This window comes from Thermus sp. 2.9, assembly GCF_000794385.1.
In the GTDB taxonomy this organism is placed as follows: domain Bacteria; phylum Deinococcota; class Deinococci; order Deinococcales; family Thermaceae; genus Thermus; species Thermus thalpophilus.
This window is the reverse complement of record NZ_JTJB01000010.1, coordinates 68,971-93,557: the sequence shown is the minus strand read 5'-3', so window position 1 is coordinate 93,557 and position 24,587 is coordinate 68,971. Positions and strand designations below refer to the sequence as shown.

The 24,587-nt window shown below is 66.5% G+C and carries 26 protein-coding genes, 1 tRNA gene, 1 other RNA gene and 1 pseudogene; 15 read left to right on the top strand and 14 right to left on the bottom strand.

The window, feature by feature from the left end; translation table 11 throughout:
• Window positions 1-25: 25 nt before the first annotated feature.
• A tRNA-His gene (locus tag QT17_RS04755) sits at window positions 26-102 on the bottom strand.
• Between the two features lie 28 nt (window positions 103-130).
• Complete coding sequence (locus QT17_RS04750; RefSeq protein ID WP_039457016.1) at window positions 131-415, bottom strand: rhodanese-like domain-containing protein; 285 nt, start codon at window positions 413-415, stop codon at window positions 131-133.
• A gap of 137 nt (window positions 416-552) precedes the next feature.
• Here QT17_RS04750 and carB point away from each other — a divergent pair, with 137 nt between their 5' ends.
• The 8 genes from carB (at window position 553) to QT17_RS04710 (ending at window position 9,670) form a co-directional block, all read left to right on the top strand.
• Window positions 553-3,666, top strand: a complete 3,114-nt coding sequence (gene carB / locus QT17_RS04745; protein ID WP_039457013.1) for a carbamoyl-phosphate synthase large subunit — start codon at window positions 553-555, stop codon at window positions 3,664-3,666.
• 6 nt (window positions 3,667-3,672) lie between these two features.
• Window positions 3,673-4,002 carry a cyclic-di-AMP receptor gene (locus QT17_RS04740; protein ID WP_039457010.1) on the top strand — a complete coding sequence of 110 codons (330 nt, stop codon included), beginning with the start codon at window positions 3,673-3,675 and terminating at the stop codon, window positions 4,000-4,002.
• The gene (locus tag QT17_RS04735; protein ID WP_039457007.1) at window positions 3,999-4,859 is read left to right on the top strand and encodes a thioredoxin domain-containing protein; all 861 of its coding nucleotides are present in this window, start codon (window positions 3,999-4,001) and stop codon (window positions 4,857-4,859) included. Before QT17_RS04740 ends, QT17_RS04735 begins: the two co-directional genes overlap by 4 nt.
• Window positions 4,860-4,869: 10 nt before the next feature.
• On the top strand, window positions 4,870-5,634 hold the full coding sequence (locus tag QT17_RS04730) for a tRNA (adenine-N1)-methyltransferase (protein ID WP_152607330.1): 765 nt from the start codon (window positions 4,870-4,872) through the stop codon (window positions 5,632-5,634).
• Window positions 5,619-7,175, top strand: coding sequence for an NFACT family protein (locus tag QT17_RS04725; protein ID WP_039457001.1), 1,557 nt, complete (start codon window positions 5,619-5,621; stop codon window positions 7,173-7,175). Before QT17_RS04730 ends, QT17_RS04725 begins: the two co-directional genes overlap by 16 nt.
• A gap of 705 nt (window positions 7,176-7,880) precedes the next feature.
• Window positions 7,881-8,231, top strand: coding sequence for an aspartate 1-decarboxylase (panD, locus tag QT17_RS04720; protein ID WP_039456998.1), 351 nt, complete (start codon window positions 7,881-7,883; stop codon window positions 8,229-8,231).
• On the top strand, window positions 8,228-9,082 hold the full coding sequence (gene mqnP, locus QT17_RS04715) for a menaquinone biosynthesis prenyltransferase MqnP (protein WP_039456996.1): 855 nt from the start codon (window positions 8,228-8,230) through the stop codon (window positions 9,080-9,082). The genes panD and mqnP overlap by 4 nt, the downstream gene beginning before the upstream one ends.
• Window positions 9,083-9,091: 9 nt before the next feature.
• The gene (locus QT17_RS04710; protein WP_039456993.1) at window positions 9,092-9,670 is read left to right on the top strand and encodes a TIGR01440 family protein; all 579 of its coding nucleotides are present in this window, start codon (window positions 9,092-9,094) and stop codon (window positions 9,668-9,670) included.
• On the opposite strand, the gene QT17_RS04705 is transcribed toward QT17_RS04710, so the two are convergent.
• Window positions 9,645-10,703 carry an alanine--glyoxylate aminotransferase family protein gene (locus QT17_RS04705; RefSeq protein ID WP_039456990.1) on the bottom strand — a complete coding sequence of 353 codons (1,059 nt, stop codon included), beginning with the start codon at window positions 10,701-10,703 and terminating at the stop codon, window positions 9,645-9,647. The genes QT17_RS04710 and QT17_RS04705 overlap by 26 nt on opposite strands.
• 22 nt (window positions 10,704-10,725) lie before the next feature.
• Between QT17_RS04705 and QT17_RS04700 the strand changes: the two genes are divergently transcribed.
• Window positions 10,726-11,577 (top strand): hypothetical protein, encoded by an 852-nt coding sequence (locus tag QT17_RS04700; protein ID WP_039456986.1) that lies wholly within the window; start codon window positions 10,726-10,728, stop codon window positions 11,575-11,577.
• Here QT17_RS04700 and mscL read toward each other — a convergent pair.
• Complete coding sequence (mscL, locus tag QT17_RS04695) at window positions 11,531-11,905, bottom strand: large conductance mechanosensitive channel protein MscL (RefSeq protein WP_039456983.1); 375 nt, start codon at window positions 11,903-11,905, stop codon at window positions 11,531-11,533. The genes QT17_RS04700 and mscL overlap by 47 nt on opposite strands.
• A gap of 149 nt (window positions 11,906-12,054) precedes the next feature.
• Between mscL and QT17_RS04690 the strand changes: the two genes are divergently transcribed.
• The 4 genes from QT17_RS04690 to csaB are packed head-to-tail and all read left to right on the top strand — an operon-like array spanning window position 12,055 to window position 16,549.
• Entirely contained in the window at window positions 12,055-13,185 is a 1,131-nt protein-coding gene (locus tag QT17_RS04690) for an ABC transporter ATP-binding protein (RefSeq protein ID WP_039456979.1), read from the top strand.
• 24 nt (window positions 13,186-13,209) lie between these two features.
• Window positions 13,210-13,875 carry a uridine kinase gene (udk, locus tag QT17_RS04685; RefSeq protein ID WP_052155164.1) on the top strand — a complete coding sequence of 222 codons (666 nt, stop codon included), beginning with the start codon at window positions 13,210-13,212 and terminating at the stop codon, window positions 13,873-13,875.
• A complete protein-coding gene (locus QT17_RS04680) occupies window positions 13,872-15,572 on the top strand; it encodes a DUF5693 family protein (protein ID WP_039456977.1) in 1,701 nt (566 codons plus the stop codon). Before udk ends, QT17_RS04680 begins: the two co-directional genes overlap by 4 nt.
• Window positions 15,557-16,549: a polysaccharide pyruvyl transferase CsaB gene (gene csaB / locus QT17_RS04675; RefSeq protein ID WP_039456974.1), complete on the top strand. Its 993-nt coding sequence runs from the start codon at window positions 15,557-15,559 to the stop codon at window positions 16,547-16,549. The genes QT17_RS04680 and csaB overlap by 16 nt, the downstream gene beginning before the upstream one ends.
• On the opposite strand, the gene QT17_RS04670 is transcribed toward csaB, so the two are convergent.
• The 4 genes and pseudogenes from QT17_RS04670 to miaA all read right to left on the bottom strand — a co-directional run bounded on the left by QT17_RS04670 (window position 16,524) and on the right by miaA (window position 20,662).
• Window positions 16,524-17,579 (bottom strand): hypothetical protein, encoded by a 1,056-nt coding sequence (locus tag QT17_RS04670; protein ID WP_039456972.1) that lies wholly within the window; start codon window positions 17,577-17,579, stop codon window positions 16,524-16,526. The genes csaB and QT17_RS04670 overlap by 26 nt on opposite strands.
• Before the next feature lies 1 nt (window position 17,580).
• On the bottom strand, window positions 17,581-18,327 hold the full coding sequence (locus QT17_RS04665) for a PolC-type DNA polymerase III (protein WP_039456968.1): 747 nt from the start codon (window positions 18,325-18,327) through the stop codon (window positions 17,581-17,583).
• Window positions 18,328-18,331: 4 nt separating this feature from the next.
• A pseudogene (gatA, locus tag QT17_RS04660) lies at window positions 18,332-19,746 on the bottom strand (Asp-tRNA(Asn)/Glu-tRNA(Gln) amidotransferase subunit GatA).
• 7 nt (window positions 19,747-19,753) lie between these two features.
• Entirely contained in the window at window positions 19,754-20,662 is a 909-nt protein-coding gene (gene miaA, locus QT17_RS04655; protein ID WP_039456965.1) for a tRNA (adenosine(37)-N6)-dimethylallyltransferase MiaA, read from the bottom strand.
• An 18-nt stretch (window positions 20,663-20,680) separates the two neighbouring features.
• Here miaA and QT17_RS04650 point away from each other — a divergent pair, with 18 nt between their 5' ends.
• Window positions 20,681-21,088, top strand: a complete 408-nt coding sequence (locus QT17_RS04650; protein WP_039456962.1) for an Hsp20/alpha crystallin family protein — start codon at window positions 20,681-20,683, stop codon at window positions 21,086-21,088.
• On the opposite strand, the gene QT17_RS04645 is transcribed toward QT17_RS04650, so the two are convergent.
• On the bottom strand, window positions 21,082-21,660 hold the full coding sequence (locus tag QT17_RS04645; RefSeq protein ID WP_039456959.1) for a thymidine kinase: 579 nt from the start codon (window positions 21,658-21,660) through the stop codon (window positions 21,082-21,084). The genes QT17_RS04650 and QT17_RS04645 overlap by 7 nt on opposite strands.
• Before the next feature lie 64 nt (window positions 21,661-21,724).
• On the bottom strand, window positions 21,725-21,940 hold the full coding sequence (gene rpmE, locus QT17_RS04640) for a 50S ribosomal protein L31 (RefSeq protein ID WP_026234242.1): 216 nt from the start codon (window positions 21,938-21,940) through the stop codon (window positions 21,725-21,727).
• A gap of 310 nt (window positions 21,941-22,250) precedes the next feature.
• Here rpmE and rnpB point away from each other — a divergent pair.
• Window positions 22,251-22,628, top strand: an RNA gene (gene rnpB / locus QT17_RS13055) — RNase P RNA component class A.
• 68 nt (window positions 22,629-22,696) lie between these two features.
• On the opposite strand, the gene QT17_RS13870 is transcribed toward rnpB, so the two are convergent.
• From QT17_RS13870 to QT17_RS14290, 4 genes are all read right to left on the bottom strand, one after another.
• Window positions 22,697-22,942, bottom strand: a complete 246-nt coding sequence (locus QT17_RS13870) for a phage tail assembly chaperone (protein ID WP_052155163.1) — start codon at window positions 22,940-22,942, stop codon at window positions 22,697-22,699.
• Window positions 22,935-23,237, bottom strand: coding sequence for a hypothetical protein (locus QT17_RS13865; protein WP_039456953.1), 303 nt, complete (start codon window positions 23,235-23,237; stop codon window positions 22,935-22,937). Before QT17_RS13865 ends, QT17_RS13870 begins: the two co-directional genes overlap by 8 nt.
• A 218-nt stretch (window positions 23,238-23,455) precedes the next feature.
• Complete coding sequence (locus tag QT17_RS14295; protein ID WP_369792364.1) at window positions 23,456-24,010, bottom strand: transposase; 555 nt, start codon at window positions 24,008-24,010, stop codon at window positions 23,456-23,458.
• 35 nt (window positions 24,011-24,045) lie between these two features.
• On the bottom strand, window positions 24,046-24,546 hold the full coding sequence (locus tag QT17_RS14290; RefSeq protein ID WP_235283740.1) for a hypothetical protein: 501 nt from the start codon (window positions 24,544-24,546) through the stop codon (window positions 24,046-24,048).
• Window positions 24,547-24,587 lie beyond the last annotated feature (41 nt).

Below are 24,587 nucleotides of genomic sequence, written 5' to 3'. Positions count from 1 at the left end.
ACCACCCCTTGCGGGGTGGTGGTTTTGGGGTGAGCGATGGGACTTGAACCCACGACCCCCGGATCCACAGTCCGGTGCTCTAACCAGCTGAGCTACGCTCACCACGCTCAGCATCCGCCATTCTAAGGAGCTATCTCGCCTCCGTCAAGGCCTGAAGCCCGCCCTCCAGGCTCATGGCCTCGTAGCCTTCCGCCTCCAGGTAGAGGGCCGCCACCTGGCTCAAAAGCCCCTTCTCGCACACCAAGAGGAGGGGAACCTTAGGCAGGCCGTGCTCGCCCTTTTGAATCTTTTCCAAAGGGACCCACTCCGCCGGGAAGGGCAAGGGGGTGTTCCTCCGGTCGGCGGGGCGGACGTCCACCACCTTCACCCCTTGGGCCAAGAGGGCGGGAAGCTCCTCGGGGCGCACCTTGCGCATGGCCTGAGTATAGCCGGGGCCGGGGCCCGGGGCCTATGGCAACTCTATGCATATATACCCGGCTTTACCGCATAATCTTCGCAGATGGCCCTTGGATGTGCCCCGGGTATGTGGTAAGCTCTTTCACCGGGTACGCGATGCCGCCGAGAAGAGACCTTAAGAAGATCCTCATCATCGGTTCGGGACCCATCACCATCGGACAGGCCGCCGAGTTTGATTACTCCGGCACCCAAGCGGTGAAGGCGCTAAGGGGAGCGGGGTACGAGGCCATCTTGGTGAACTCCAACCCCGCCACCATCATGACCGACCCCGAGCTGGCCGAGCACACCTACGTGGAACCTCTAACCCTGGAGTCCTTGGAAAGGATCCTGGCCAGGGAGCGCCCCGACGCCCTCCTCCCCACCCTGGGGGGCCAGACCGCCCTCAACCTCTCCATGGCCCTTTACGAGGAAGGAATCCTGGAGCGCTACGGGGTGGAGCTCATCGGGGCCAAGGCGGAGGCCATCAAGAAGGGGGAGGACCGGGAAGAATTTCAAAAGGCCATGCGGAGGATCGGCCTCGAGGTGCCCCGTGGCCTCATGGTGGGAAGCGTGGAGGAAGGGCTCCACTTCGCCCGGGAGGTGGGCTACCCCGTGGTGGTCCGCCCCTCCTTCACCCTGGGGGGCACAGGGGGCGGCATCGCCCGAAGCGAACAAGAGCTCGTGGAGGTCCTGGGACGGGGCCTCGCCCTCTCCCCGGTGCACACCGCCTTGGTGGAGGAATCGGTCCTGGGATGGAAGGAGTTTGAGCTAGAGGTGATGCGGGACCACGCCGATACCGTGGTCATCATCACCAGCATTGAAAACGTGGACCCCATGGGGGTTCACACCGGGGACTCCATCACCGTGGCCCCGGCCCAGACCCTCTCCGACGCCGAGTACCAAAGGATGCGGGACGCCGCCAAGGCGGTGATCCGGGAAATCGGGGTGGACACGGGGGGGTCCAACATCCAGTTCGCCGTGGACCCCAAGACGGGCCGCCAGGTGGTGATTGAGATGAACCCCCGGGTCTCCCGTTCCAGCGCCCTCGCTTCCAAGGCCACGGGCTTCCCCATTGCCAAAATCGCCGCCCTTCTGGCGGTGGGCTACCGCCTGGACGAGCTTCCCAACGACATCACCCGCAAGACCCCCGCTTCCTTTGAGCCCACCATTGACTACGTGGTGGTGAAGATTCCCCGCTTCGCCTTTGAGAAGTTCAAGGACCTTCCCAACACCTTAGGGGAGCTCAAGGACGAGCTCACCACCCAGATGAAGTCCGTGGGCGAGGTGATGGCCATGGGCCGCACCTTCAAGGAGGCGCTTCTAAAGGCCCTCAGGGGGCTAGAGCGGGACGTGCGGGCCCTGGCTGGGGTGCGCACGGAGGACCTGGAGAAAAAGCTTTACCCCAACCCCGACCGCATCTACGCCGTGCTGGAGCTCCTCAGGCGGGGCATGCCCGTGGAGGAGCTTTACCAGGCCACCCGCATTGACCCTTGGTTCCTCCACCAGATGCGGGAGATCGCAGAGGCGGAGGCTTGGCTCAAGGACCACCCTCCCAAGGACCGGGAGGACTGGCGCTTTTACAAGGCCTTGGGCCTGCCTGACCGGCGCCTGGGCGAGCTTTTGGGCCGGGGGGAGGAGGAGGTGCGGGCCGAGCGCAAGGCCCTGGGGGTGGCCCCCGTCTACAAGACGGTGGACACCTGCGCCGCCGAGTTTGAGGCCTACACCCCCTACCACTACTCCACCTACGAGGAGGAGGACGAGGTCTGGCCCTCGGAGAAGCCCAAGGTGGTGATCCTGGGCTCGGGGCCCATCCGCATCGGGCAAGGGGTGGAGTTTGACTACGCCACGGTGCACGCCGTCTGGGCCTTGAAGGAGGCGGGGTACGAGACCATCATGGTTAACTCCAACCCCGAAACGGTCTCCACCGACTACGACACCGCCGACCGCCTCTACTTTGAGCCCCTGACCCTCGAGGACGTCCTCAACCTGGTGGAGCACGAAAAGCCCCTGGGGGTGATCGCCACCTTGGGGGGGCAGACGCCCCTGAAGTTGGCCAAGGGGCTAGAGGAGGCCGGGGTGAAGCTTCTTGGCACCCCCTACGCCGCCATCCACAAGGCGGAAGACCGCCAAGCCTTCCACGAACTCTGCCAGACCCTTGGCATCCCCCAGCCCGAAGGGAGGGTGGCGAAGGGCCCAGAGGAGGCCTTGCGGCTTGCCCGGGAGCTCGGCTTCCCCCTCCTCGCCCGGCCCAGCTACGTCCTGGGGGGGCGGGCCATGCGGGTCCTTCGGGACGAGGGGGAGCTTCTGCGCTATCTGGAAGAAGTCTACGCCCCCTTGGAGGAAAAGCCCTCCATCCTCCTGGACCGCTACCTGGATGGGGCCTTGGAGCTGGACGTGGACGCCCTTTCCGATGGGGAAGCGGTGATGATCGCCGGGGTGATGGAGCACGTGGAGCGGGCCGGGGTCCACTCCGGGGACTCCGCCACGGTCCTGCCCCCCGTGCACCTCTCCCCCACGGCCCTCGCCAAGGTGAAGGACTACACCCGCCGCCTGGCCCTGGCCCTGGGGGTGAAGGGGCTTTTGAACGTGCAGTACGCCGTGGTGGGGGAGGAGGTGTATATCCTCGAGGCCAACCCCCGGGCGAGCCGCACCGTGCCCTTTGTGTCCAAGGCCATCGGCGTGCCCTTGGCTAAGCTCGCCGCCCTCATCGCCGTGGGGAAGACCCTGAAGGAGCTCGGGGTGAAGGACTTGGAGCCCGTGCCCCCCTACTACGCCGTGAAGGAGGTGGTGATCCCCTGGCTCAAGTTCCCCGGGGTTATCCCCGTCCTGGGCCCGGAGATGCGCTCCACGGGCGAAAGCATGGGGATAGACGAGGACCCCTACCTGGCCTACTACAAGGCGGAGCTCGGGGCTGGGCAAAAGCTTCCTTTGGAAGGCCGGGTGCGCTTCATCGGGGAAGGGCTTCGCCCCGAGGAGCAAGACCGCCTGGAGGCGCTCAAGCGGGCGTACCGGGAGGTGGGGTTTAGCGTGAGCGAGGAGGACTACCACCTCCTCATCAGCCCCGTGCCCCACCCCGAGCTCCGGAGGGCGGTGGAGAAGGGCCTCCCCTTCATCACCACCCTGGAAGGGGCTTGGTGGAGCCTGAAGGCCATCCTGAAGGCGCGGGAAAAGGAACTAGGGGTGAGGAGCCTCCAGGAGTGGCACGCCCGGCTCAAGGCGGGTGTACAATAGGCGCCAATGAAGCTCATCATCGCCATCGTGCAGGACACGGACGCCCCCGGCCTCACCAAGGCCCTCTTGGAGCGGGGCCTCCAGTCCACCAAGCTGGCCTCCACGGGAGGCTTCCTGCGGGAAGGGAACACCACGCTGCTCATCGGGGTGGAAGACGAGCGGGTGGCGGAGGTTCTTGACCTGGTGCGGGAGAAGTGCCGCACCCGCACCCGCCTGGTGACCCGGGGCCTTCCCCTCTCCGAGGCCCCTGACCCCTTCCTGGCCCAACCCGTGGAGGTGCAGGTGGGAGGAGCCGTGGTCTTCGTCCTGCCGGTGGAAGGCTTCTTCAAGGTATGAGGGGGCTCGTTTCCCTGGCCTTGGCCTTGGGCCTGGCCATGGCCCAGATCGCCCGGCCCGTGGAGGGCTTCTCCCAAACCTTAGGCGCCCCGCCCCCTGGGGGCAAGGTGGCGGTGGAGACGAAAAACGGCCGCCTCCTGGCCGCAAGCTACGAGGGCCCGGAGGACCCCGCCTTCGTGGGTCTGCTTCTGGAAAAGGCCACGGGCCTTCCCTTCTCCCTCCCCTTCCAGAAATGGTACCGGCAAAACGCCCCGCTCCTTAGGGGGCGCGCCCTCACCCTGACCCCGGAAGACGCCTTTTGGCTGGAGCTCTCCTTCGCCGAGCCCTTCCGTGCCCGGGTGGCCCCGAGGGCGGTGGAGGAGGCCGCCTTAGGCCCTGAACGCCATCTCCTGGGGACTGCCGGGCCCATCCTGCGGGTGTTCTCCGACTTTCAATGCCCCTTCTGCCAGCGCCTGGCCAGGGAAGTCCTTCCCGAGCTCAAGGCCCAGGCCCTAAGGGGCGCCCTGCGGGTGAGCTACCGCCACTTCCCCTTGAAGGAAATCCACCCCGAGGCCCTGCCCGCGGCCATCGCCAGCGAGTGCGCCGCAGAGCAAGGGGCCTTTTGGCCCTACCACGACCGCCTCATGACGGGGCGGCTTGGGAACTACCGGGCCCTGGCCCGGGAACTGGGCCTAAAGGAGGAAGCCTTCGCCCGGTGCCTGGAAGACCCAGCGGTGAAAGGGCTCGTGGAGGGGGAAAGAACCCTCGCCCTCCGCCTGGGCCTTCGGGGCACCCCCACCGCCTTCGCCGGCCCCTACTGGGTCCCCAACCCCTTTGACCTACCGCGGGTACTGGACTACCTGGAACTCGCCCGCTAAAGTGGGCGGGGTGGAAGGCGAGCTCTTTCTCCTCAAAGACAGCAAAGGCCGCGCCTTCCTGGTGCGCCTCAAGGCGGGCGGGGTCTTCCACCACCACAAAGGAAGCGTCCCCCACGAGGCCATCCTCCAGGCGGGCCCCGGAGGCATGGTGCGGACCCACCTGGGCGAGCCCCTTTCCGTCCACCGCCCCACCCTGGAGGAGTACGTCCTCCACATGAAGCGGAGCGCCACCCCCACCTACCCCAAGGACGCCAGCGCCATGGTGACCCTCCTAGACCTGGCCCCGGGGATGCGGGTCCTCGAGGCGGGCACGGGCTCGGGGGGGCTCACCCTCTTCCTGGCCCGGGCGGTGGGGAAGGAGGGCCTGGTGGAAAGCTACGAGAAGCGGCCCCACCACCTGAAGCAAGCGGAGGAGAACGTGAAGGCCTTCTGGCAGGTGGAAAACGTGCGCTTCCACGCCCAGGGCCTGGAGGAGGCGGAGCTTCCCCAGGAGGGCTTCCACGGCGTGGCGCTGGACCTCATGGAGCCCTGGAAGGTGCTGGGCAAGGCGGCGGAGGCCCTGATGCCGGACCGCTTCCTGGTGGCCTACCTCCCCAACATCACCCAGGTCCTGGAGACGGTGCGGGCGGCGGAGGGGCTACCCCTTCGGCTGGAGAGGGTCTTGGAGGTGGGCTGGCGGGAGTGGGAGGTGCGGCTCCCCGTGGCCCACCCCCGCTTCCAGCAGGTGGGGCACACGGCGTTTTTGGTGGTCTTTCGCAAATGGAAGGCCTCCTGATCCACGCCCTTTTGCGGGAGCTTCAGGGCGAGCTTCCCGCCCTCCACCTCGGCCTCGCCTTCCCCGACGAGGGCACCTTGGCCGTGCTCCTCAAGGGGAAAACGGGGCGGATCTTCAACCTGGTCCTCCACTACCGACCGCCCAACCCAAGCCTGGTCCTGGAGGAGGGGACCATCCTGGGGGAGCCCAAAACCCCTTTCCAGCGGCAACTCGCCGCCCGGGTCAAGGGGGCTTTAACGCGGGCGGAGCAGCTCAAACTGGACCGGGTGGTCTTCCTCCACTTCGCCGGGGAAAAGGGCTTCGTGGACACGCCCCCTTCCATCCTGGTCTTTGAGGCCACGGGGCAGAACGCCAACCTCCTTCTCCTGGACGAGGGGGGAACCATCCTAGGGGTGGACCGGGTCATCACCAAGGAGGTGAACCGCTACCGGGAGCTCCGCCCCGGCCTCCCGTACACCCCCCCGCCCCCCTACGCCAAGCTGGACCCGAGGACATTAACGGAGGAAGACCTAAGGGTGCTTTTGGGAAAGCCCCTCAAGGAGGTGGTGCGCCACGTTGACGGGGTGGGGCTGGAGCTCATGCGGGAGCTCGCCCGCCGGGCCGGGCTCACGCCGGAAAACCCCTTGGGGGAGGAGGAGCTCAAGGCCCTGCACCGGGCCCTAAAGAGCCTGGTGGAAGACCCCACCTTGCGCACGGAGCTTTCCGAGGAGCTCCGCCTCAAGTGGCAGGAGGAGGAGAAGGAGGCCCTGAGGAAGCCCCTCCTCGAGGCCCTGGCGCGGGAGGCCAGGACGCTTCGGGCCCGGCTCGCCGACTACCACAAGGCCCTGGAGCGGCTGGAGGAGGCGGAGGCCCTCAGGCAAAAGGCCGACCTCCTCCTGGCCCGGCTCAAGGAGGTGCCCAAGGGGGCAAGCGGGGTGATGCTGGAGGGCTTTGACAGCAAGCCCGTGGAGGTCCCCTTAGACCCCGCCCTTTCCCCTCAGGAAAACGCCAAGAGGCTGTACGAGCGGGCCAGGCGGCTTGAGGAGCTGGCGGAGCGCGCCCTGGACCTCATCCCCAAGACGGAGGCCAAGCTAAAGGCCCTCGAGGCGGAGATGGCCCGGGTGAAGGCGGCGGACCTCCAAACCCTCCTCGCCCTCTCCCAAAGGCCCAAGGAGGGCAAAGGGCCCCGGCTTGGCCTCCGCTACACCTCGCCCTCCGGCTTCCCCGTCCTGGTGGGGCGGAACGCCAAGGAAAACGATCTCCTCACCCGCCTCGCCCACTCGGAGGACCTCTGGTTCCACGCCCAGGGCGTGCCGGGAAGCCACGTGATCCTGAAGGCTGAGGGCAAAAACCCGCCCCTGGAAGACCTCCTCTTCGCCGCCCAGCTCGCCGCCTACCACTCCAAGGCCCGGGGGGAGCGGCAGGTGCCCGTGGATTACACCCGCAAGAAGCACGTGTGGCGGCCCAGGAAGGCGGCCCCCGGCCAAGTCCTCTACACCCAGGCCAAGACCCTCTTTGTGGAAGGCACGCTCCCGGAGGGCGCCCAAGGGGAGGAAGCGTAGGCACCCCATCCAGGCCCTACAAGCCCCCCTGCCCTATCCACCCCGATGAGTGGAACGTGGGTCAAAGCTCTGCTTCGGGATGCGTATGCCCTTTGCTTCCAGTTCTGTTAGCCATTTCCGACTTTGATAGTTACTTTCGCAGCTCGTCTAGATTTAGGCGCAAAGGCACGTTTGGCACTTTCTCATAGTGAAGTGAGCTCCGCAAGGTTTTTCTATGGTAAGTATATACTGAGTGCATCGTTGCGCTCATCTGCTATAATGGCCTTGTCCGAGGCTCGGACGGGGGACCTTGAAAGCCAGTTTTGCCCTTGGGGAAGGTGAATATGCGATTTTACCTTCTCATCGCCCCTTCCGCAAGCAAGTTTTCATCGGGTTAAACCCCCAAAAACGGCCTTTATACGGCTTATGCATATTCCAAACTTCATCTTTCTCACAAACCCCCCCTCCAAGACCAACGTCCAGGACGAGATTATGAGAGGGGTGCTGTTGCACGAGATGCTTCCCCGTAAGGGGATTGATACCACTTAACTGGAGGGCGACCACGGGTAATTTCGTACTTGAAGTTGCACGAGATGCTTCCCCGTAAGGGGATTGATACAGTCTTCCCCCCAAGCGGCGAGAGAAGGAAGGTGGCCCCTTGAGGCCTCCTCCGGGCATTGTCCGGCGCCGGGTTCTCCCCTAAACTTAGACCCCGTGAAGAGGGTGATGTTCCACGCCAAGATCCACCGGGCCACCGTGACCCAAGCCGACCTTCACTACGTGGGCTCGGTGACCGTGGACCAAGACCTCCTGGACGCCGCCGGCATCCTGCCCTACGAGCAGGTGGACATTTACGACATCACCAACGGGGCCCGGCTCACCACCTACGCCCTTCCCGGCCCCCGGGGCTCGGGGGTGGTGCAGATTAATGGGGCGGCAGCCCACCTGATCAAGCCGGGGGATTTGGTGATTCTGGTGGCCTATGGCGTCTTTGACGAGGAGGAGGCCAAGGCGCTCAAGCCCACCGTGGTCCTGGTGGACGAGAAAAACCGCATCCTGGAGGTCCGCAAAGGGTGAGCCGCCTCAAGCTCTACCTGGAACTGGTGCGCTTTGAGCACACCCTTTTTGCCCTTCCCTTCGCCTACGCCGGGATGTTCCTGGCGGCGGGCGGCTGGCCCGGATGGGGCACTTTTTCCCTCGTCACCCTAGCCATGGTGGGCGCGAGGACCATGGCCATGGCCCTAAACCGGCTCATTGACTGGCGCATAGACGCCCTGAACCCCCGCACGCAAAACCGCCACCTGCCCAGGGGGCTGGTGAAGCCTTGGGAAACCCTCTTTTTGGCCCTTTTGGGCCTTTCGCTTCTGGTCCACGCCGGGCTTTCGCTAAACCCCCTCACCGCCAGGCTCCTCCCGGTGGCGGTCTTTTTCCTCACCTTTTATAGCTACACCAAGCGCTTCACCTGGCTCTGCCACTACGTTCTGGGCCTCACCATCGGGGCGGCCGCCGCCGGGGGGTGGATCGCCGTCACGGGAAGCTTCGCCCCCACCGCCTACTGGCTTTGGGCGGGGGTGGGGCTTTGGATCGCCGGCTTTGACATCCTCTACGCCACCCAGGACTACGCCTTTGACCGGGCCTTTGGCGTAAAGAGCATCCCGGCCCGCTTCGGCATCCCCAAGGCCCTCGCCATCGCCCGCCTTACCCACCTCCTGGCCTGGCTCGCCTTCTTCCTGGCCGGCCTGAGCTACGGGGCGGGGCCCCTTTACTTCCTTGGGCTTTTCCTCGTGGGCGGGCTTCTCCTTTGGGAACACCGCCTGGTTTCCCCGGAGGACCTCTCCAAGGTGGAGGTTGCCTTTTTCCAGGCCAACGTGGGGGTGAGCCTGGGAATGTTCCTCTTCATCCTCTTGGACCTGGCCTTCGTGAGATAGGCTTAGGGCATGGAGGGCCTAAAGCGGCAGGCAGAGGCCGCTATCCGGGAGTTCTTGGAGCTTTTCCCCATGCCCCGGGGAAGCCTCTTCGTCCTGGGGGGCTCCACCAGCGAGGTCCTGGGGGAAAAGGTGGGCACAAGGCCGAGCCTGGACGTGGCTGAGGCCATCTTGGAGGGGCTTTTGCCCCCTCTCCTGGAGCGGGGGGTGCACGTGGCCGTCCAGGGGTGCGAGCACCTGAACCGGGCCCTGGTGGTGGAAAGGGAGACGGCCCGGGCGTATGGCCTCGAGGAGGTCACGGTCTTCCCCCACCCCAAGGCCGGGGGCGCCCTGGCCACGGTGGCCTTCCTCCGCTACCAGGACCCGGTGGTGGTGGAGTCCCTAAAGGCCCAAGCCCACGGGGGAATGGACATCGGCGGGGTCCTCATCGGCATGCACCTGAGGCCCGTGGCCGTGCCCCTGCGCCTTTCCGTGCGCAAGCTGGGGGAAGCGGTCCTCCTCGCCGCCAAGACCCGGCCCAAGCTCATCGGGGGGGCACGGGCGGTCTACACCCGGGAGGAGATGCTCAGGAAGCTGGAAGAATATCGTTAAGGGCCTCCCTGAACAAGGCCGCCACCCCCAGGGCCTCGTAGCGGTCGTAGGCGCCCATGAGGGAAAGGCGGAAGATCTTGCCCTTCAAGGGCCCCTGCCCCCCGGCGATCACCGCTCCCCGCTTGGCAAAGGCTTCCTTCACCGCCCCGTAGGGCACCCCCTCGGGCAGGTAGAAGGCGGCCACGGCGGGGCTTCGCACCTCGGGGACCGCCTCTAGCCCAAGCTCCTCCCCCACCCGGTAAAGGAGCTCGTTCTGCCAGGCTTTGAGGGCGAGGTGGGCCTCCAGGTTTGGCAAAGTGGCCTCCAACACCGCCCCCACCGCCCCCACCAGGTTGATGGCGGGGGTCCAGGCGCTCTCCCCTTCCCGTTGCGCCCTCAGTTCCCGCGCCAAGTCCAGGTAGTAGCCCCGGGGCTTTAGGCGCTCCAAGGCCCTTGGGGAAAGGGCCACAAAACCGAGGCCCGGGGGGCACATGAGGCCCTTTTGGCTTCCCGAGGCGGCGGCGTCCACCCCGTGGGCCTCCAGGGCCACCTCCCGCACGAGGAGGCTCGTCACCATGTCCGCCCCCACCAGGCCCTCGGGGTTTTCCGCCTTGAAGGCCCGGGCCAGGGCGGGAAGGTCCACCAGGGCGCCGGTGGAGGTCTCCGAGTGGACCAAAAGGAGCCCCTCAAAGCCCCTCCGGGCCACGTCCTCAGGCCGGGGCACCCGCCCATAGGGAAGGTCCAGGCGCTCCGCCTGAAGCCCCGCCGCCTGGGCGATCTCGTAAAAGCGCTCGGAGAACTTGCCGTAAACGGGTACCAAAACCCGCTCCCCGGGGGCGAAGAGGTTTTGCACCAGGGCCTCCATGGCCAGGGTGCCGCTCCCCGTGAGGATGAGGACCTCCCCTGCCGTGCCGAAGGCATTTTGCAAAAGGGTGCGCGCCTTCAGAAAAAGGGCCCGGGCGGGCTCGGTGCGGTGGTGAAGCTGGGGCCGGGAAAGGGCCTCCAGGGCCTTGGGGTGAAGCCGTACAGGACCTGGGGTCAGGAGCCACTCCATGGGAAAAGTGTATCGTAGACCCGTGGACCTGGCCCTCCGCTTCCGCGCCCCCGCCTCGGGCGAATACCTGTTACCTCTACCCCAAGACCTGCCTGGGCAGGCGGTGGAAGACCTCTTCCTTTCCCGCAAACCCCAGGAGCTGTACGAAGCCCGGGGAAACCTCCTAGCCCGCTTCGCCCTCGAGGAAGGGGAAGCCCTCGAGGCCCGCTTCCGCCTAAAGGCCCACCCCTTACGGGAAAGCCCCCCGTGGGGCAAGGCCCTCCTCAAGGAACCCCCGGAGGCCTGGCCTGGAATTTTAGCCCACCGGGGGCACAAGGTGGAAAGGGCCTTGGGCTTTTTGCTTTCGGGAAAGCTCCACTCCTGGTTTTTGGTGGATGGCCTTCCCCTAGACCCCCACCTCTTCCAAGCCCTCCAGGAAAACCCCGCCCACCTCCTGCCCCTGGGGGTGGCCCCCGACCCAAAGGCCTACCTGGGGGGGCACGAGGGGCGGCGCCTCCTTCTCCTCAAGACCCCCTGGCCGGGGGAGGAGGAACCCTTATGGCAAGAACTGCGCGCTTTGCGGCCCGATCCGCTACCGCCCCTACGGGCCTTGGCCTTCGCCTCTTTGGGCCTCTCCGCCTTGGGCCTCGCCACGGGGCCTTGGCCCTACCTTCCCTATTTGGGGCTTCTCGCCCTCCGACAAGGCCCGGCCTTGAAAGCGGTCTTTCTAAGGAGCCCCCGCCACGCCTTAGAAAACCTCCTCTTCCACGCCTTCGCCCTCTCGGTGACCCTAGCCCCGGCCCCCGGGCTTGGCCTGGCCTACCTCGCCCTCTTCCTGTGGAACCGGCTTAAGCCTTCTTCCGCAACTCCTCCAGAATCTCCCGAAGGAGCCTGACCTCCTCCGGGGGCTCGGGCGGGGCCGCCGGCGCCTCTTCTCTCTTCATGCGCCTTTGCACCTCCTGCACGGGCACCACCACCAGGAAGTAAATGGCCGCCGCCACCACCACGAAGTTCAAGAGGGCGTTGATAAACTTGCCCAAGGCGACGGGCCCAAGCCTCACCGCCGAGAAGTCGGGCGCGCCCCCCAGGGCCCCAATCAAGGGGGTGAGGACGTCCGCCACCAGGGAGTTCACCACCTGGCCAAAGGCGCCGCCAATAACCACCGCCACCGCCAAATCCACCACGTTGCCCCGCATGAGAAAGCTCTTGAACCCCTGCAACATAAATCCCTCCCCAAAGGACCAAGGTTTGGTACCGGTTTGGTACCTGGTCCTCCCAGACTACAACATCCACCTGGGAAAACCCCGTTAAAATGGGTCCGACCCCCGATGGGCCCAAAGGTGGCTCAAAGCGTGGGGCCAAGGAGGTTTGCATGGCTAAGGTCAGGCTGGAGCACGTGTGGAAGCGCTTCGGCAAGGTGGTGGCCGTCAAGGACTTCAACCTGGAAACCGAGGACGGGGAGTTCGTGGTCTTCGTGGGGCCCTCGGGCTGCGGCAAGACCACCACGTTGCGCATGATTGCCGGCCTCGAGGAGGTCTCTGAGGGGAAGATCTTCATCGGGGACCGCCTGGTCAACGACGTCCCCCCCAAGGACCGGGACATCGCCATGGTCTTCCAGAACTACGCCCTTTACCCCCACATGAACGTCTACGAGAACATGGCCTTCGGGCTGCGCCTGCGCCGCTACCCCAAGGACGAGATTGACCGCAGGGTGAAAGAGGCGGCCCGCATCCTGAAGATTGAACACCTCCTCAACCGCAAACCCCGGGAGCTCTCCGGCGGGCAGCGCCAGCGGGTGGCCATGGGCAGGGCCATCGTGCGGGAGCCCAAGGTCTTCCTCATGGACGAGCCCCTTTCCAACCTGGACGCCAAGCTAAGGGTGGAGATGCGGGCCGAGATCGCCAAACTGCAAAGGCGGCTTGGGGTCACCACCATTTACGTGACCCACGACCAGGTGGAGGCCATGACCCTGGGCCACCGCATCGTGGTGATGAAGGACGGGGAGATCCAACAGGTGGATACCCCCCTTAACCTCTACGATTTCCCCGCCAACCGCTTCGTGGCCGGGTTCATCGGTAGTCCCTCCATGAACTTCATCCGCGCCCGGGTGGAAGCCCAGGGGGACAAGGTCTACCTCTTCGCCCCAGGCTTCCGCATCCGGGTGAACCCTGTCCTGGCCCAGGCCCTTCGCCCCTACACCGGGAAGGAGGTCTGGATGGGCATCCGCCCCGAACACCTGGGGCTTAAGGGCTACACGGTGATCCCGGAGGAGGAGAACGTCATCCGGGGCGAGGTGGAGGTGGCGGAGCCCTTGGGGGCGGAAACGGAAATCCACGTGAGCGTGGACGGCACCGTGCTGGTGGCCAAGGTGGACGGCCACGCCCCGGTGAAGCCCGGGGACAAGGTAGAGCTTCTGGCGGACACCTCCCGCCTCCACGCCTTTGACGTGGAAACCGACCAGACCATCGGCCACGCCCAGGAGAAGGCGGCGGTGGCCCGCTAGGGGCAAGGTTTGGGGCGGGGAGGGATGCCTCCCCGCCTTTATGATGGAGGGGTGGTAGGTTCGCCCAAGCCCTTTGTTATAGGGATCGCCGGAGGCACCGCAAGCGGCAAGACCACCCTGGCCCGGGCCCTGGTGGAAGCGCTGGGTGAGCGGGTGGCCCTCTTACCCATGGACCACTACTACAAGGACCTCTCCCACTTCTCCTTCCCCGAGCGCCTGGCCGTCAACTACGACCACCCCGAGGCCTTTGACCTCCCCCTTTACCTGGCCCACGCCCAGGCCCTCCTGGCGGGAAGCGGGGTGGAGATGCCCACCTACGACTTCAAGGCCTACACTCGTGGGGCCAAGACGGAGTGGGTTTCCCCCGCCCCGGTGGTGATCTTGGAAGGCATTCTGGTCCTGCACTTTCCCGAGCTGCGGGCCCTCATGGACCTTAAGGTCTTCGTGGATGCCGACGCCGATGAGCGCTTCATCCGCCGCCTGGAGCGGGACGTGCGGGAAAGGGGGCGGAGCTTGGAAAGCGTGGTGGAGCAGTACCTGAGCAAGGTGAAGCCCATGCACCTAGCCTTCGTGGAGCCCAGCAAGCGCCATGCGGACGTGATCCTGACCGGGGGCGGCCAGAACCCGGTGGCCCTGGAGATGCTCAAGGCCAAGGCCCTTTCCCGCCTGGCGCAGATGGAGGCGGCGTGAGGGCCTTCCTCAACCTCGCCCTTCTCCTCGCCCTCGTCCCTTCCCTCCTCGCCCTCTCGCCTCGGCTTAAGGCGGAACGGCCGGGCCCCGTGGTCCTGGTGGTGGACGCCGAGTCGGTGCGGGAAGAAGCCCGGGTGCGGGGAAAAAGCCTTTTAGAAGTGCTCCAAGACTACCGGGCCCAAGGGGTCATGGGGGTAGCCTTTCCCGAGCACTTCCTCAAGGACTGGGTGGACCTAGGGGTTTTGCGCTACCGCCCGGGGAGCGAGCTCCGGGAAGCGGGGCTTCCCGCCCGAAGAGGCTGGTACTACGTGAAGGGGGAAGCCTGGCTCCTGGCCCTTTTGGAAAAGGCCTACGCGCTTCCCACCCACCGCCTGGGGGACTGGCTCGGCTTTCCCCTGGACGTGCAGGCCTTTCCCGCCTTCTACCCCCTGGAGGAGATGCAAGAGGCCAAGGAGGCGGGGTTTTACGTGGTGGCGCGGCCCATCAACCACCGCCTGCGCCGGCTTGACCCCGCCCTTCCCGTGGTGCCCAAGGAGGCGGACGCCGTGGTCTTCGCGGGCCTCGAGGCCCTGGGCCACCCCTACCGCCTGGAGGAGGCCAAGGCCTTGGTGCACGCCCCGGTGGCCCTCATTGAAGGCACGCCGCAGCCAGGCCTCCAGGCCTTCCGGGAAAAGGGGATCCTTAGGCTCTTTAGCCTCCGCTACGAGTGGCAGCTCACCTTAAGCCCCAAAGAGGCGGCGGACAAGTACGTCCTGGCCGCCCGGGAGCGGGGGCACCAGCTCCTTTACCTGAGGCCTTACCCCTACCCCGAGGACACCCAGGTCTTCTTGGGCCGCATCCAAGAGGGGCTCAAGGCAAGCGGCATCGCCTTAGGAACACCCCGCCCCCGGGACTTCGCCCTAAGCCCCTTGCGCCACGCCGCTTGGGTGGGGGTCTTGGCGGGGCTTGGGCTTTTGGCCTTGGGCCTACCCGTGTACGGACCCCTGGTAGCCTTTGCCCTCCTCCTTTTGGCCTTGGGCTACGCCGGGAGCCAGGCCGGGGCCCTCCTGGCCGCCTTGGTCTTCCCGGTCCTGGGGTTTTTAGGCCCGAGAAACGGGCTTTGGATGTGGCTCCGCACCCTGGGCTACGCCCTGGCGGGAGCGGTCTTCCTCTCCGCCTTGGGCTCCACCCCGGCCACGGTGCTGGGCCTCACCCCCTTCAAGGGGGTTTCCCTCACCCTCCTGGTACCCCCCCTCCTCGTGGCCTATAGCTTCCTAGAAAAAGACTTCAAGCAAGCCCTCACCCGGCTTTTCCAGCACCCCTTGCGCCTAGGAGAGGTAGCCCTAGCGGGGTTGGCCCTTCTCCTCCTCGCCCTCGCCCTCCTCCGCCGGGGGAACGATGCTCCTGTGGTCCCGGAGCTGGAGCTAAAACTCCGTAGCCTCCTTCAGGACATCATGGTCCGGCCCCGGTTCAAGGAGGTCTTCGGCCACGCCCTTTTCCCCTTGGCCCTCTTCCTCCCCTGGCCCCGCTGGGTGCGAAACGGCCTCCTCTTCCTGGCCGCCTTGGGCGTGGCCTCCATCCTCAACACCTTCAGCCATTTCCACACGCCCCTTCCCATCTCCTTCTTCCGGGTGGTGAACGGGGCCATCTTGGGCCTCTTTTTGGGGCTCCTTGGGGTTATCCTGGTAAGGAGGCTAAGGGCATGGTGGTTGGGGTAGCGGGCTACTATGGCTTTCGGAACACGGGGGACGAGGCCATCCTCGAGGCTACCATCCGGGAGCTCCGGGCGCGGGGGCACTCGGTGGTGGCCCTCTCCGGGGACCCGAGGCGCACCCGGGAGGAGCACGGCATCCGCGCCTACCACCGCCTAAACCCCCTGGCCCTCCTCCAGGCGGACCTTTGGTTTTTGGGGGGCGGGGGGCTCTTGCAGGACGCCACCAGCGCCCTCAGCCTCCTCTACTACCTCTCGGTGCTGCGCCTGGCCCGGGCGTTTCGCAAGAAGGTGGTGGTCTTCAACCAGTCCCTAGGGCCCCTTTCCCCTTGGGGGGAAGAACGGGTGCGCCGGGCCCTTAGGGGCGTCCCCCTCATCGTCCGCGACCAGGACTCCTACGCCTACGCCAAGGGGCTCGGCCTGGACCCTCTTCTCGGGGCCGACCCCGCCCTCCTCCTCACCCCACCCCCGGTGAAGCGGGAAGAGGATTTGGTCTTGGTTATCCCCCGCGCCGGGGTGGAGCCCGAGGCGCTAAAGAACCTCTACATCACCGCCAACAACCTGGTGCACGAGGGCAAGCAGGTGATCGTCCTCCTCCTCCAGCCCGGCTACGACGACGAGGTGGCGAACGTCTTCTACCTGCACCGGATTGAAAAGACCGCGGACCCCCGCCGCCTCCTTTACCTGGCGGCCCAGGCGGGGTACGTGATCTCCATGCGCCTGCACGGCCTCATCCTGGCGGCGGCGGCGGGAACCCCCTTCGCCGGGGTGGCCTACGACCCCAAGGTGGCCGCCTTCGCCAAGGAAACGGGGGCCTACTACCAAGACCTCCCCGGGGACCCCACCACGCTTTTCAAGGCGGCCCTCTACGGCCGCGGCCCGGACTGGGAAAAGGTGGCGGCCTTGAAGGAGCGGGCCAGGCAGAGCTTTGACCTGGCCCTAGGGGAAGCCGCCTTGGTCAAGCGCCCTCACGGACGCGGTTAAGCCTCCCCTTGAGCCCCTGGGCGAAGGCTTCTAGGTCGCTTAGGGCCTCCTCAACCTCCTGCCGCAGGAGGAACTCCCCTGGGGAAAGGCGCTTGAGCACCAGGAAGGGGGGTTGGGCCAGAAGCTCCACCCCCTTGCGCACCACCTCGGGGATGAGCCCCTCCTCCAGGGCCTCGGCCTCCAACTCGGAAAGCAAAAACACCTCCCCCAAGGGCTTCTTGGCCAGGAGAAGGAGCAAGGCGGCAAAGGCCCCCCGCTCCGCCAGCTCCGCCACCAGTCGGTCCTCCAGGGCCTCCACCGCCTCGAGGTCCACCCGGCCCGCCTTCAAGAGATCCTCCAAATCCAAAGCGGAGAGGGGAAAACGTCCCTTCAAGCGCACCAAACGGCTCACCGCCTCCGGGGAAAGGTAGCCGAAGCCTGGGGGCACCGCCTCCCTTTGGGATTCCGGGGCCAGGTAAACGGCATAACTCCCCTCCTGGCGGTAGGGCTTAAGAAGACCGGGCTCCCCCTCCCCCAAGCGCAAAAGGGCAAGGACCACCTGCCTCCGGCCCAAGGGCGCCTTGTAGACCCAAGGAAGCCCCCCCTCCAGCACGAAGCCGAGGCGCCGCAGGTCCTCGGTGACGCCCGGGGCCTCCAGCGCCTTAGGCTCGTGGGGGAAAAGCACCTCCTTGGGGTAAGGGGTGACGCGCACCCGGCGCTTTTCCGGCTTGGCCTCCTCCTGGTTTTCCCGGCGCTCGGGGCGGGGTTCGGGGGGCCGCGCCTGCCCTCGAGGCGCCGCCTTGAGCTCCACCTCCTCCCCCCGGAAGTGAAGGAGGATGGCCTCGTTCACCGCCAGGCGCCTTTTGGCGTAATAGGGGCCAAGGCCCCTGACCACCCCCGACTTCCAGTCCACCTCCACCTCGTACACTTCCCCGTCCTCGTCCACAAAGCGCACCCGCTCCCGGCCCAGAAGCCGCTGGCGGAGGGAAACGGTGAGGGTCATGGTCCCGGTTTGAATACATGTGCTGGTGAGGACATACCGTGCGGTCATATCACCTCCCAAGGTCCACGAGCGGACGGGGGCTCCCTGAAGTGAGCATATAATACACCTCATGGACCACGGCAAGGGTGCGTTCCACGTCGGCCAAGGCCCGGTGCGCTTCCCGCCTGGGAAGCTCCAACACCTCCGAAAGGGCGTCCAGGCCGTAGCGCTTTAGACCCCGGAAGGCCCTTCGGGCCAGGCGCACGGAGTCCACCACGGGGTTTTCCAACCGGTAGCCCATGCCCTCCAGGGCCGGGCGCAGGAAGGAGAGGTCAAAAGGGGCGTTCTGAATGACCAAGGTGGCCCCGGAAAGAAGGGGATAGGCCCGTTCCAAGACCGCCTCCAGGGGAGGGGCGTCCTCCAGCATCTCCCCCCGGATGCCCGTGAGGCGCTCTATAAACGGGCTTGGCGGCCGGGTGGGCCGCACCAAGCTTTGGAAGGGGATGCGCTTTTCCCCTTCCAGGCGCACCAGGGCCACCTCAATGATCTCGTTCAAGCCGGGGGCCAGGCCCGTGGTTTCCAGGTCCAGGACCACCACCGCCTCCCCCGGGTGGGGAAAGGGGTAGTGCCACTCCCATAGGCCCACCTCCTCCCCCACCACGAAGCGCCCGTCCAAGAGGGGGCGCACCACCCGCTCCACCGGCCCCTTGAGGCCCAAGGCCTCCCCCAGGTGGGGTAAGGGCAGGGGCTCGCCCCAAGCCCGCAGGGTGCGGGCCAGGCGGGTGGCCAAGCGGTAGCGCAGGAAGACTTCCTCCATGGGGCTAGAGGGCCTCCCCCATCGGGGTCTTCAGGAAAGCCCGGTCCGTGGCCTCCTCAAAGGCCAAGGCCGCCCGAAGGAGGCGCTCATCCTCCCCCCAAGGGGCAAGGAGCTGAAGCCCCACGGGAAGCCCCCCCTCAAACCCTGCGGGGAAGGAAAGGGCGGGCAGGCCCGCCAGGCTCGCCCCCACGGTGTAGAGGTCCTCCCGGTACATGGCCAAGGGGTCGGGCCGCCCCCCCAGGGGAAAGGCGGGATGGGGGGTGGTGGGGAGGAGGAGGAGGTCCACCTCCTGGAAAAGGGCCTTGGCCTCCGCCTTGAGCCGCTGGCGGAAAGCCTGGGCCCGGCCGTAGTAGGCCTCGTAGTAGCCGCTGGTGAGGACGAAGGTGCCCACCAGAACGCGGCGCTTGACCTCGAGGCCAAACCGGGCCCGGGTGGCCTCCACCACGGGCCAAAGCTCCTCCCCCTCCGCCCGGTAGCCATAGAGGGTCCCGTCGTAGCGGGCCAGGTTGGAGCTGGCCTCCGCCGGGGCCAGGATGTAGTAGGCGTTTAGCGCCAGGGGCAAGGAGGGCCAAGAAACCTCTTGGATGCGAAACCCCAGCTCTCGGAATACCCCTAGGGTCTCCGCCAAGGCCCGCTCCACCCCCGGGCTGTTGCCGGCCATACCCTCCCGCACCACCCCCAGGCGCAAGGGGGAAGGGCTTCCGCCAAGGCCGCCTGGAAGCGGGGAGGGAGGTCCAGGCTGGTGGCGTCCCGGGGATCGGGCCCCGCCATGGCGTCCATGAGGAGGGCCAGGTCCCGCACGGAGCGGGCCATGGGGCCGATCTGGTCCAGGCTGGAGGCGTAGGCGATGAGGCCGTAGCGGCTCACCCGGCCGTAGGTGGGCTTGAGGCCATAGACCCCGCAAAAGGCCGAGGGCTGGCGCACGCTTCCCCCCGTGTCCGAGCCCAGGGCCACGGGGGCCAGGTCCGCCGCCACCGCGGCGGCGCTTCCCCCGCTGGAGCCCCCAGGGACCCGGCCAGGGTCAAAGGGGTTTTTGCTGGGGAAGAAGGCGGAGTGCTCCGTGGAGGAGCCCATGCCGAACTCGTCCATGTTGGTCTTGCCCACCACCAAAGCCCCTAGCGCCTTAAGCCGGGCCACCGCCGTGGCGTCGTAGGGGGGAACGAAGTTCTCCAGAAGGCGGCTTCCCGCCGTGGTGCGCAGGCCCTGGGTGGCGATGTTGTCCTTCACCGCCACCAAGACCCCCGCCAAGGGAAGCTTGGGGTCTAGCCTTTCCGCCTCTTCCCGAAGCCCTTCGTTCAGGGTGAGGAAAGCGCCAAGCCCCGGGTCAAGCCGCTGGGCCCGTTCCCAGTACGCCTGGACCACCTCTTTGGGGGCAAGCTCCCCTCGGGCAACCCGGGCGCGGATCTCGTGGGCCAACATGCCCCCACTATAGCCCGAAGTGGAGGCGAAGCCAGTCGCGAAAGCCGGGGTAAGCCTCCTCCCCGCCCCGGGGCAGGTAGGTGACGTCCCCCGGCTCGTGGCGGAACCAGGTGTACTGCCGCTTGGCGTAGGCCTTCACCGCCTGGATGTCCCGCATTAGCGCCTCCTCCAAGGTGTACTCCCCCTTCAGGTAGCCCACCACCTCCTTGTAGCCAATGGCCTGAAGGGCGGTGGGCATGGTGGGGTGGCGGGCGAGGAGGGACCGCACCTCTTCCACAAGCCCCCGGGCGAACTGGGAGCGGGCCCGCTCCTCCAGCCTCGGCCAAAGCCAGGCCCGCTCGGGCCAGAGCACGAGCTTCTTGTAGCGGAAGCGGGGCGGGCGTTTGGGGAAACGGACGGGGGGCGCGCCGGTGCGGCGCAGGACCTCGAGGGCCCGCACGAGCCGCCTGGGGTTTTTCCCCACCCGCAGGGCATCGGATGGGCTGGCCTGGGCAAGCTCCGCCGCCAGCGCCGCAAACCCCTTGGCCTCCAGCTCCTGCCAAAGCTGGGCCTGAAGCTCAGGGTCCGGCGGGGGGAGGTCGTAAAGCCCCTCGGAAAGGGCCCGGATGTAATAGCCGGTCCCCCCCACCACCAGGGGCAGGCGGCCCCGGGCAAGAACGCCCCCTATGGCCTCCTCCGCCAACTCCAGGAAGCGGGCCACGCTCATGGCCTCGGAAGGCTCCAACACGTCCACCACGTGGTGGGGTACCCTTTGCCGCTCCCTTGGGCTCGGCTTGTCCGTGCCGATGTCCAAACCCCGGTAGACCATGGTGGCGTCGGCGGACACCACCTCCACCGGTAGCTCCTCCCCCAAACGCAGGGCGAGGAGGGTCTTCCCGCTTCCCGTGGGGCCCGCCAGCACCGGCACCGCTTCCACATCCCTTATGCTAAGGGCATGCTGGAGCGCCTGGACCGCCTGGAAACCCTGCGCAAGCTAAAGGAACTGCAGGAGCGCATCGCCGAGCTGGCCTACCAGCTCACAGGGGAGGAGCCCGCCGCCTGGGTCCCCCGGGTGGACCTCCTGGAGGATGAAGCGCACTACGTGCTCCTGGTGGACCTACCCGGGGTCCGCCCCGAGGACCTGGAACTTTTGGAGGAAGGAAGCCGCATCACCCTCGCCGGGGTGCGCCACCCCCTTCCCGGCACCTACCTCCTGGAGGAAAGGCCCATGGGCACCTTCCGCCGCACCTTGGACCTTCCCGGGCCCATTGAAGAGGGCACCGCCCAGGCGAGCCTCCGCCAAGGGGTGCTGGAGGTGCGCTTCCGGAAAAAGAAGGGCGCCCCCTTGCCCCTGGCTCAGTAGACCACCTGGTGGCAGGCGCGGCAACGGGGCTCGTAGCGCTCCATGGCCCCCACCAGGATCACGGGGTCCGTGTAGCGGGCGGGCTTCCCGTCCACCAGGCGCTGGGTTCTGGTGGCGGGAGCCCCGCAGCGGGGGCAGATGGCGGTGAGCTTCTCCACGAACTCCGCCCGGGCCAAGAGCTCGGGCATGATGCCGAAGGGCTCCCCCCGGAAGTCCAGGTCCAGCCCCGCGGCGATGACCCTCACCCCCGCTTGGGCCAACCTCTCCGCCAGGTCCAAGAAGCCGCGGTCCAGGAACTGCACCTCGTCCACCGCCACCACCTGGGGCAGGGGCGCAAGATGGGCTTCCATCTCCGCCGCCCGCTCCACGGAGATGGCCTCCACCCTCTCCCCATCGTGGCTCACCACGTGGCTCGCGTGGTAGCGGTCGTCCAACCGGGGCTTGAACACCAAAACCCTTTGCCGGGCGATGAGGGCCCGCCGCACCCGCCGGATGAGCTCCTCGCTCTTGCCGGAGAACATGGGCCCGGCGATGACCTCAATCCAGCCTTGTCGGTGGAGTACCGGGGGCATGGCTTCCTCCAGGAGGCATTCTAAAGAGAACCGGGGGCCTAAGCCCCCGGCCCGGTCCTTGACCTTAGCGCCCCTTGCGGTACGAGTCGCCGAAGCGGCGCTGGAAGCGCTCCACCCGCCCCTCGGTGTCCACGAAGCGCTGCTGGCCCGTGTAGAAGGGGTGGCACTTGCTGCAGACTTCCACGTGGATCTCGGGCTTGGTGGAGTAGGTGTGGATGACGTTGCCGCAACCGCAGATGATGCGGGCGGGAACCAGCTTGGGATGGATGCCTTCTTTCACGCTCGCCTCCTCCCGCACGGTCTTGGCCGTGCGAAAACCGCTTCTTAGTGTAGGGCGCACCCGGCCTTGGCGCAAGGGCTAGCGGGGTGGGGGCAGCCTGCGCCAGCGGGGACCCCAAAGCCGCCGAACCCTTCGCACGGCCAACAAAGCGGCCCCTCCCAGAAGGGCTAGCGCCCCTAAAAACCACAGGGTGGCCAAGACCCCAAGGCCCACCAGGCTAAGAAGGAGGAGCACCCAGGGTACGTACCAAGCGAAACGCGAGCCCACCCCTCCACCCTAGCAGAAAAAGCTGCTAAGCTAAAGAATGCCCCGGGATAGGGGTGCGGTCGCGCTCGAGGGGCCAACCCCCCTTGGGTGAGGAAAGTCCGGGCACCATAGGGCAGGGTGCCAGCTAACGGCTGGGCGGGGTAACCCGACGGAAAGTGCCACAGAAAATAGACCGCCAGCGGCCGGGGCTTTGGCCCCGGTGCGGGTAAGGGTGAAACGGTGGGGTAAGAGCCCACCGCCTGGCCTGGCAACAGGCTGGGGCACGGCAAACCCCACCCGGTGCAAGGCCCAGTAGAGGGGAAGGGCTTGCCCGGCCCGCCAGAACCCCTGGGATGGGCCGCTTGAGGCCGGTGGCGACACCGGCCCCAGATGTCATGCGTCATGCTTTAGGTCAGTAAGCGCTCACGCTCTAGGTCAGTTTTGACCAAGTCCAGTCATGCTCCGGTTAGTAAGGTGAGTGCTTATGCATAGCCTGATTGAGTGTGGACGTTATAGCTTTGGAGGCTCCGGCCACAGGATATCCCCGGCCAGAACCTGCTCGTCCGTGAGCTGCGCCGGGAGGTCCCGGAGAGCCTGCCGGTAGGCCGCCCAGGCCTCCGGCACGGGCTCCCCCCGCTCATAGGCCCGGGCCACGATCCAGTCCGTCTCGGCCAGGCGGTGGTCCCGCTCGGCCCGGAGAGCCGCCCAGGCCTCCCGGAGGCGGTCCTTTCGGGTTTTTACTATGAGCTTAGCCATCCAGCACCTCCTCGCCCAACTCAGGGGGTTCAACCCCCTCATACCAGCGGAGGAGGACCACCTCCAGCGTCCTGTCCTCGGCGCACCGGGCAGAGATGAGAGGGGAGAACTGGAGCGTCTCAGGCTCCACCCAGTCCACTTCATCACCAGGCTGGAGGACGGAGAGGTCGTAGGTCTCTTGGCCCACCACCTCCTCACCCCGGTATAAGGTGGCGGTGAGGACCCTCCCAGTCCAGCTATAGCGCAGGGTATGGCCGGGCAGCCCTACCTGTGGGATGTACCTAACCCAAATCATTTCCACCTCCCGATGGCGAGGGTGTAAAATGCACTGACATCCACGTCGGTAGTGTTATATTGCCCGGCTTCCAAGGTACATTGGGTTGTGGTAGCCTCAAAGGCGTTTATGACATCCACCCTCGACCACACCACATCGCCACCTGTGGTAACTGCAGGAGCGGTGATGAATGCGACCGGGAAGACCCATGTTTTGTTCTTGTACTTGTAGTTGGTGTCCTATGTACACGTCAAAACCTCCATAGGGCATAACCCCAAGGGACTTCCGCGCCTTCCTCCCCCTGCACCCCAGAGGGCAAGCGCCCAAAGGGTGAGCAGGTCCAGCCCCGCCCGGAAGAGGCTCTGTCCCAGCCTCCCGTGCTTCTTGGGCCTCACCGGACGCACCCGGTGCAGCACAAGCCCCGTCCGAAACGCCCACACGAAGGCCAGGCTCAAGGGGACCAAAAGCCGCGAAAGCCTCTCCCCCCGCGTCACGTGCGTGGCCTCCAGGTCAAATCCCCGCCCCTTCAGGGCCCCAAAGAGCCGCTCTATCCCCCACCTGAGCCCGTACACCTCCAGCACCCGGTGAGGGTCCAGGTCCGTAGCCACAATCAGCCACTCCCGGACCCCAAGGCGCAACCCCACCACCCACATGCGCCGCCCGTAGACCCAGTACCGCCGCCTGGGCACCCGGCTCTCTCCCACCTTCAGGGAGGCAAAGAGCTCCCAGGCCCGAGGGCCCGAGCCCAACCGCCACATCCGGGTGTTGGCCTTGATTCGGATGCACCGGGGGATGCCCTTCTCCTCCAGGTACCGGAACCACGCCTCCCCTATGAACTCCCGATCCGCCAGGAACCCTCCACCCGGAGGTGGGGGAAGTGGGCCCTCAGGAAAGCCAAGGCCCTCTCCATCAGGGCGATGCGTTCGGGGGTGGAGGAGTTGCCGTCGTGGGGAAGGAAGCTCCAGAACAGGGGGACGGCCAGGCCTTGGTACAGGAAGGCCAGCATCAGGAGGTTGACCTTGCTCTTCCCCAGCTCCCACTCGGTCCGGTCCATGACCAGGAGGAGCCCTTGGGGTCGGAGGAGGGCGAAGATGAAGCGGGCATAGCCCTCCCCGTCCAGCCCCGGCCAGGCCAAGAACCGCTGGAACCTTCGGTAGGCGGAGCGGGGGTCAGGGCTGGCTATGGAGCCGAGGGAAAGAGCGAGTCTGGGGCCGCTTGTGGTGCGGGCGGTGACCAGAGCCATCACCAGGGCGGCCAGGAAGGTGAGGCGCCTGAGGTCGGCCTTCCAGTATCGCTTCAAGGCGTTGATGAGTGGGGTAAGCTGTTCCATGGGGACCACCTCCTATGGGTACCTGCCCATCCACGTGGGCG